A 6,279-nucleotide genomic window follows, 5' to 3' on the forward strand; every position below is an offset into this window, starting at 1 on the left:
CCTGAGCTCACATCAATATGAGCTCAGGTTTTTCTATATTCAGCTAAAAATTTTCCCGCTACTTTTGCATCCCCTGCAGCAAGGCAAAGAGTGCACCATAGAGGTTGGTGTCATTTCTGAACTTGGCCGCCACGATTTCCGGCGGAATTACCTGCTGACCCAAAATTGGGTTGTCCTTCAGGATTTCCCCGAACTGCCGGCGGATCTCCGCAATCAAGATCTCCTGGGCACTGATCCCGCCGCCGATGACCACCTTTTCCCCGTTGATCACGGTCTGCAGGTTCAAAATCATCACGGCTACATCCAAGCAGTACTGGCGGAAGATCTTGCCTGCCTCTTCATTGCCGGACTTGATGGCTGCAAAAGCTGCCAAACCGTCAGCAAGGTCTTCATTGCCCAGCTCCTGGTTGACCCTTTCCACCATTCTGACAGCTGAGCAGCGGGCACCAGTATAGGCAGCCATTTCCTTAAGCCCAGCTTCCTGGTTCGTGATCATCCAGCTAAGTTCCCCAGCCTGGAAGCTGCTCCCGTGCAGAAGCTTGCCGCCAACGACGATCCCGCCGCCAACGCCAGTGCCCAGAGTCATCACCGCTCCGATATCAACTCCCTTGAGTTCGCCCAGCCACTGCTCGCACAAGGCTGCCGCCTTTGCATCATTTTCCGCGCTAACCGCTACCCCGTATCTGGACCCCAGCGTCTCTTCCAGGTTTAAGCCGTCCAAAAAGGTCAAAGCCCCGCCATAGTGGATGATCATTTTCTCCGTGTCGATCTTCCCTGGCGCGCAGACCGCGATCCCGGTAAACTTGCCCTTGTACTGGTCGCCGACTTCATACAGGGCGGCGACAAAGTCGTCCAGATTGTCCGCGCTTGTCCGCTTCCCCTTTTCCAGCAGCTGCCCTTCATTATCCATCAAGGCGTACTTCACGTTGGTTCCGCCAATGTCAAAAACTAAGTATTGCATCGTTTTTTATCCTCACATCCAAAAAAGCATCTATAACTACTAGTATAGATGTTTTTCCGGTTATTTAATTGCCAACGGCAGCTTTAAGCTAAAATAATTTCGCGTCATATAGTTTCTCATACAAGTCGACCAATTCCCCCGCCAAATCGCGGAAGGTAATCGCCGTCATCAAATGGTCCTGGGAGTGGACCTGGAGCAGGGTCACTTGAGCATATTGCCCCTGCGCCTCTTTTGTAAGCATTTCAGTTTGCGAGTTGTGCGCGTCGAGGAGTGATTTGTCAGATTCAGCTGGTTTCTCGCGGGCGCTGGCAATATCGCCCTTTTTGGCCAGGCGGATGGCTTCAAAAGCCAGGCTCTTGGCATTCCCACCGTTGGCAATCAAGCCCATTGCGGCCATCAACAAGTCTTGTTCCTGCTTGTCTTCAGTCATTTTTCCTCTTTCCTTTGTCTCTTCTTAAGCCTTGATCAGGTCTTCCGCCTGCTTGAGGGCCTTAACCCCGTCCATCATTCCGTAAGCTTGCATGTCGATGACGCCCAAAGGAATGTCCTGGCCGTCCTTGCCAGCTCCCTTGGCCTTATTTTCCATGTCGCTCTTCAAGTAAGAAACCTGCGGTCCCAGCAGGATGCAGTCAACTTCTTTAAAGTGCTGGTCTGCTTCTGAGGCCGGGCAGGCAAAAATCTTGGCATCGATCCCCTGCGCCTGGGCAGCTTCCTTCATCTTGTTGACCAAAAGCGAGGTGCTCATTCCCGCGGCACAGTTGAGCATGATTGTTTGTTCAGCCATCTTGCTTCTCCTTTTTCTTTGCTTATTTTTCTCTTTGTTTTTTCCTTAAAAAATTTCCAGTTAATCCTGTTCTTCTTAATCCTGTTCTTCTTTTTTTGCCAAGCTCTTACTTACTGCTCTCAGCAGCCAGTTGGGCTTGTTCCTTCTCGTAAAGCATCTTGTCGTAGCTCTTAGCAAATGGCAGGTAGACGAAGAAGGAAATTACCAGGATGATGGCCTGCCAAATGGCAACCTTCCAGCCCCCAATCAAGAAGCCTGAGACAATCGGCGGCGTGGTCCAAGGAACCTGGGCCCCGTTCAGGTATGGCAGGATGCCAGCCTTGATCAAGAGGTAGGTTGAGCCAGCTGACAGTGGTGGCATGATGAAGAATGGAATGGCCAGCATCGGGTTCATGACGATTGGCAAGCCAAACAGAACTGGTTCATTGATGTTAAACAAACCTGGAACCAAAGCCAGCTTACCGATACTTTTCAGCTGGGTGGACTTGGCCATGAAACACATGAAGAAGACCAGACCGATGGTCATCCCGGCACCGGTAACAGTGGCGAATTGGTCAAACAAACCTGAAATAACAATGTGGCCGCCGTGGGCTGCGTCAACATAGCCGTACTTCTTGAAGATAGCCGCGTTTTCCAAAGCGTTGGCACCCAAGATTGGGCCGGCAATCCCGCCGACCAGGGTTGACCCATGCACGCCGAAGAACCAGAAGAATGGCACCAAAAGCGTCAAGAGCAGGATCCCGCCGAAGGAGTCCGTTACTCCTTGCAAAGGAGTTTGGATGGTCGTGTAGATCCATTGGGTCATAGTCGTGTGGGCAACTTTTTCAAAGAAGATGTAAACCAGAAGCCAGCCAGTCGTCAAAACAGCTGACGGAATCAAAGCGACAAAAGAGTTGGCTACGGCTGGCGGAACTTGGTCCGGCAGCTTGATCGTGATTTTGTGCTTAACGAACCAGGAGTAGATCCAGCCGGAAAGCAGGCCGACGATGATGGACGCGATCATCCCCTGGCCACCCAGCCAGGTCCGGTCGATGAAGCCGCCCAGCAGGTCTGGTGCCTGCTCAGCTGAAATCACCGTCTTGGTCCCGTTCATGACCGCGGAAGTCGGGTTCATGATGATCAGGAAGCCGACAAAAGCCGTCATCCCGGCAGGTAGGGCTTCAATTTTTTCATTTTTGGCCCATGTATAGGCAATCCCGATGACCGCGAAGACCGCCACGATCCCGAAGGATGCATTGTAGGCCTGGTTCCAGAACTTGGTCAAACCAGTCGCATTCATCCAGTTGGCTACGGCCGGAATTGGAAACGAAGCCAAAAGTAAAAATACTGAACCAACCATGATGAATGGCAGGGAAAGCACCATCCCGTCCTTTAAAGCGACAATCGCTCTAGTGTTGACGAATTTCATGATTGGAGGAAGAATTTTTTCATTGATAAATTTTTGCATTATTTTGTCCTCTCAAAACTCTTTTAATCATTCTACGCTCACTATTTTATGTAAGCGGTTGCCTTTATGCAATATTTTTTGGCCCTTTTGGAATATTCCGCTTCACCCGCACAATATTCTTTTTTCGGAACAAGGTGTTCCACAAACGTCCAAGCTGTGTTAATCTAATAGCGTAAGTTGAAATCGTATTATCAAGGAGCGATACTATGGCATTTTTCGGTTTTAAAGATCTTTCCTCTCTCTCTAGCGTCGACATGACCATCTACCGCTATGTCTCACAGAACCCGGACAAGGTCGTCTACATGCGGGTCCGTGACATCGCACAAAACGCCCACGTGTCCAATTCATCGGTCATGCGCTTCATCCATAAGATCGGCTTCAACAGCTTCCCGGAGTTCAAGGCTTACCTCAGCCACAACGACCTCCTCTCCAAGCCCAAGGTCAGTGAAATGACCTATTTTGACGCCAGCAACTTCCCTAAAGACATCTCCCTTCGCCTGGAACTGGTAGCCAATGCCATCTACCAAAGCGACAATGTAGTGACCTTGGGCATAGGCGAGTCAGCCTTTATGGCGGAATATGCCGCCCGCCGCATGGCTTTTTTAGGTTATAACGCCAATGCCATCACCGACCCCTTCTATCCCTTGCACGGCAAGCTGAAGAACGCGGTCAACACGATCATTATCTGCTTTTCCGTTTCCGGGGAAACGACGGAATTGATCGAGCTGGTCAACAAATTCGTCAACAATGATGAAGTCACCCTGGTCTGCGTCAGCAGCAACGAGGCCAGCACCATCGCTAAAATGAGCCGGTACGTGCTCAGCTTCAGCGAGGAGCGGCACTACCTAGCCAACTACTACGACCTTTCCTCCCATATCCCGGTCATGTACATTATTGAAAGCCTGGACCATGTCCTGGAAAAAATGGTCACTGACTAGTTTTGGAACACAATGTTCCAAAACTGGTACAAGAAGCTATTTTTATTTTTTATGTCAAAAGCCCTTTTGCTAATTCTATTTGAGCAACCGATTTCATATAATGACTCCTATAGGATTAACACAGCAAAGGAGTAAAAAATGACTAAGACTTTTAAAGACGGCTTCCTGTGGGGCGGCGCCGTAGCTGCCCACCAGCTGGAAGGAGCCTACCAGGAAGGCGGCAAGGGCTTGTCCATCGCCGACATGATGACCCTGGGCAGCCGGGACCAGGCCCGGGAATTAACCGATGAAATCGTGCCGGGCACGTACTACCCCAACCACGTGGGCAATGACTTCTACCACCACTACAAGGAAGATGTCAAGCTGATGGCGGAAATGGGCTTCAAGGCCTTCCGCACCTCAATTGCCTGGAGCAGGATTTTTCCAAATGGCGACGAGACAGCTCCTAATGAAGCCGGCCTGGCCTTTTATGACGACTTGTTTGACGAGCTCTTGAAGTACGGCATCCAGCCAGTTATTACTCTGTCGCACTTTGAAATGCCCTTGAACCTGGTCAAAAAGTACGGCGGCTGGGCCAACCGGGACTTGATCACCATTTTTGCCCGCTTCGCCCATGTCTGCTTTGAACGCTACCATGACAAGGTCAAGTACTGGATGACTTTCAACGAGATCAACAACCAGACCAACTACGAAAGCGACATTTCCGTCTATGAAAACTCCGGCATCAAGTTCAAGGCCGGCGATGACAAGCAGAAGCTGATGTACCAGGCGGCCCACTACGAGCTGGTGGCCAGTGCCCAGGCGGTCCAGATCGCCCACGCCATTGACCCCAGCCTCCAGGTCGGCTGCATGCTGGCCTTCTGTCCGATCTACCCGGCCAGCTCCAAGCCAGAGGACATCCTTTTTGCCCAAAGAGCCATGGACAGCCGCCTTTACTTTGGCGACGTTCACGTCAACGGCACCTACCCTAACTGGCTGCAGGCATATTTCACCGAAAAAGGCTATGACCTGGACATCACCGACCGGGATCTGGAAATTCTCAAAAAAGGTACGGTCGACTATGTCGCCTTCTCCTACTACATGTCCTTTACGGCCAAGTACAGCGGCCACTGGGATTACCGGGAATATTCCGACCTGGTCGCTAATCCCTATATCAAGAGCAATGACTGGGGCTGGGCCATCGACCCGGTTGGCCTGCGCTATGCCTTGAACTGGATGACCACCCGCTGGCACAAACCCCTCTTTATCGTGGAAAACGGCCTGGGGGCCTACGACAAGTTGACTGCAGACAAGCAGGTTCACGACGACTACCGGATCGACTATCTCAGAGACCACCTGGTCCAAATGGAAAAAGCCGTCGCTGACGACGGCGTGGACCTCTTAGGCTACCTGCCCTGGGGCTGCATCGACCTGGTCAGCGCCAGCACTGGCGAAATGAAGAAGCGCTACGGCTTTATCTACGTCGACGAGGACGACTATGGCCGGGGCAGCTTCAAGCGCTACCCAAAAGACTCCTTCTACTGGTACAAGAAGGTGATCGCTTCTAACGGGGCAAATTTAAGCTGACTTTTTCCAAAAACTTCACTACCAAATATAAAACGGTACACTCAAAAACACATAAAACCTAAAGTAAAAACTTAAAGTAAAAACTTAAAGTAAAAACTTAAAGTAAAAACTTAAGGCACAATCATCAATCCGCAAAAAATAAAAAAGACTCTAACGAATAAAAAAGGCTTCTAGAAGTGAAAAACTTCTGGAAGCCTTTTTCTATGCATTTCAAATCACTCATGTTACTATAAGGCTGAATAAAATCATAGAACATAGTGATCTATGATGTATAAATATTATAACACAGATCGGAGCCAACTGACAATAAGATTGGAGAGCGCCGTCCCACAAAATCATCTGGTTCGTCTGATAGACAGCTTTGTGGACACTATTCCTTTGGATGACCTCCTCAAAAATCTGGTAAATACCGGTCGTCCAGCGTACCATCCTGCTCTTTTACTCAAGATCCTCCTCTTTGCTTACTCGGGTAGGACCTTCTCTGGAAGAAAGATAGAGTTAATGCTTCAATGCTAACTTCCCAGAGCAATCAAACTCAAGTCCTCTAAGAAAAGGACCTAAACCCGCAAAAATACTGTATTTT

The 6,279-nt window shown here is 49.9% G+C and carries 6 protein-coding genes and 1 pseudogene; 3 read left to right on the top strand and 4 right to left on the bottom strand.

What is annotated here, in order from left to right; translation table 11 throughout:
* Window positions 1–58 precede the first annotated feature (58 nt).
* From DS743_RS01060 to DS743_RS01075, 4 genes are all read right to left on the bottom strand, one after another.
* The gene (locus DS743_RS01060) at window positions 59–961 is read right to left on the bottom strand and encodes an ROK family protein (RefSeq protein WP_035185173.1); all 903 of its coding nucleotides are present in this window, start codon (window positions 959–961) and stop codon (window positions 59–61) included.
* 88 nt (window positions 962–1,049) lie between these two features.
* The gene (locus tag DS743_RS01065) at window positions 1,050–1,391 is read right to left on the bottom strand and encodes a PTS lactose/cellobiose transporter subunit IIA (protein WP_035185170.1); all 342 of its coding nucleotides are present in this window, start codon (window positions 1,389–1,391) and stop codon (window positions 1,050–1,052) included.
* A gap of 24 nt (window positions 1,392–1,415) precedes the next feature.
* Window positions 1,416–1,745 (bottom strand): PTS sugar transporter subunit IIB, encoded by a 330-nt coding sequence (locus DS743_RS01070; RefSeq protein WP_035185168.1) that lies wholly within the window; start codon window positions 1,743–1,745, stop codon window positions 1,416–1,418.
* Window positions 1,746–1,851: 106 nt separating this feature from the next.
* A complete protein-coding gene (locus DS743_RS01075) occupies window positions 1,852–3,192 on the bottom strand; it encodes a PTS sugar transporter subunit IIC (RefSeq protein ID WP_035185166.1) in 1,341 nt (446 codons plus the stop codon).
* 206 nt (window positions 3,193–3,398) lie between these two features.
* Here DS743_RS01075 and DS743_RS01080 point away from each other — a divergent pair, with 206 nt between their 5' ends.
* From DS743_RS01080 to DS743_RS01090, 3 genes and pseudogenes are all read left to right on the top strand, one after another.
* A complete protein-coding gene (locus DS743_RS01080; protein ID WP_035185164.1) occupies window positions 3,399–4,130 on the top strand; it encodes a MurR/RpiR family transcriptional regulator in 732 nt (243 codons plus the stop codon).
* 138 nt (window positions 4,131–4,268) lie between these two features.
* Window positions 4,269–5,696 (top strand): 6-phospho-beta-glucosidase, encoded by a 1,428-nt coding sequence (locus tag DS743_RS01085; RefSeq protein WP_035185162.1) that lies wholly within the window; start codon window positions 4,269–4,271, stop codon window positions 5,694–5,696.
* Between the two features lie 267 nt (window positions 5,697–5,963).
* Window positions 5,964–6,206, top strand: a pseudogene (locus DS743_RS01090) (transposase); the annotation flags it as partial.
* Window positions 6,207–6,279: the final 73 nt, after the last annotated feature.

It is taken from the genome of Lactobacillus leichmannii (genome assembly GCF_024701915.1).
Lineage (GTDB): Bacteria > Bacillota > Bacilli > Lactobacillales > Lactobacillaceae > Lactobacillus > Lactobacillus delbrueckii.

Bases quoted from the DNA above. Each gene is read 5' to 3' on its own strand.
- DS743_RS01060 (WP_035185173.1), bottom strand. From the start codon at position 961: ATGCAATACTTAGTTTTTGACATTGGCGGAACCAACGTGAAGTACGCC.
- DS743_RS01065 (WP_035185170.1), bottom strand. From the start codon at position 1,391: ATGACTGAAGACAAGCAGGAACAAGACTTGTTGATGGCCGCAATGGGC.
- DS743_RS01070 (WP_035185168.1), bottom strand. From the start codon at position 1,745: ATGGCTGAACAAACAATCATGCTCAACTGTGCCGCGGGAATGAGCACC.
- DS743_RS01075 (WP_035185166.1), bottom strand. From the start codon at position 3,192: ATGCAAAAATTTATCAATGAAAAAATTCTTCCTCCAATCATGAAATTC.
- DS743_RS01080 (WP_035185164.1), top strand. From the start codon at position 3,399: ATGGCATTTTTCGGTTTTAAAGATCTTTCCTCTCTCTCTAGCGTCGAC.
- DS743_RS01085 (WP_035185162.1), top strand. From the start codon at position 4,269: ATGACTAAGACTTTTAAAGACGGCTTCCTGTGGGGCGGCGCCGTAGCT.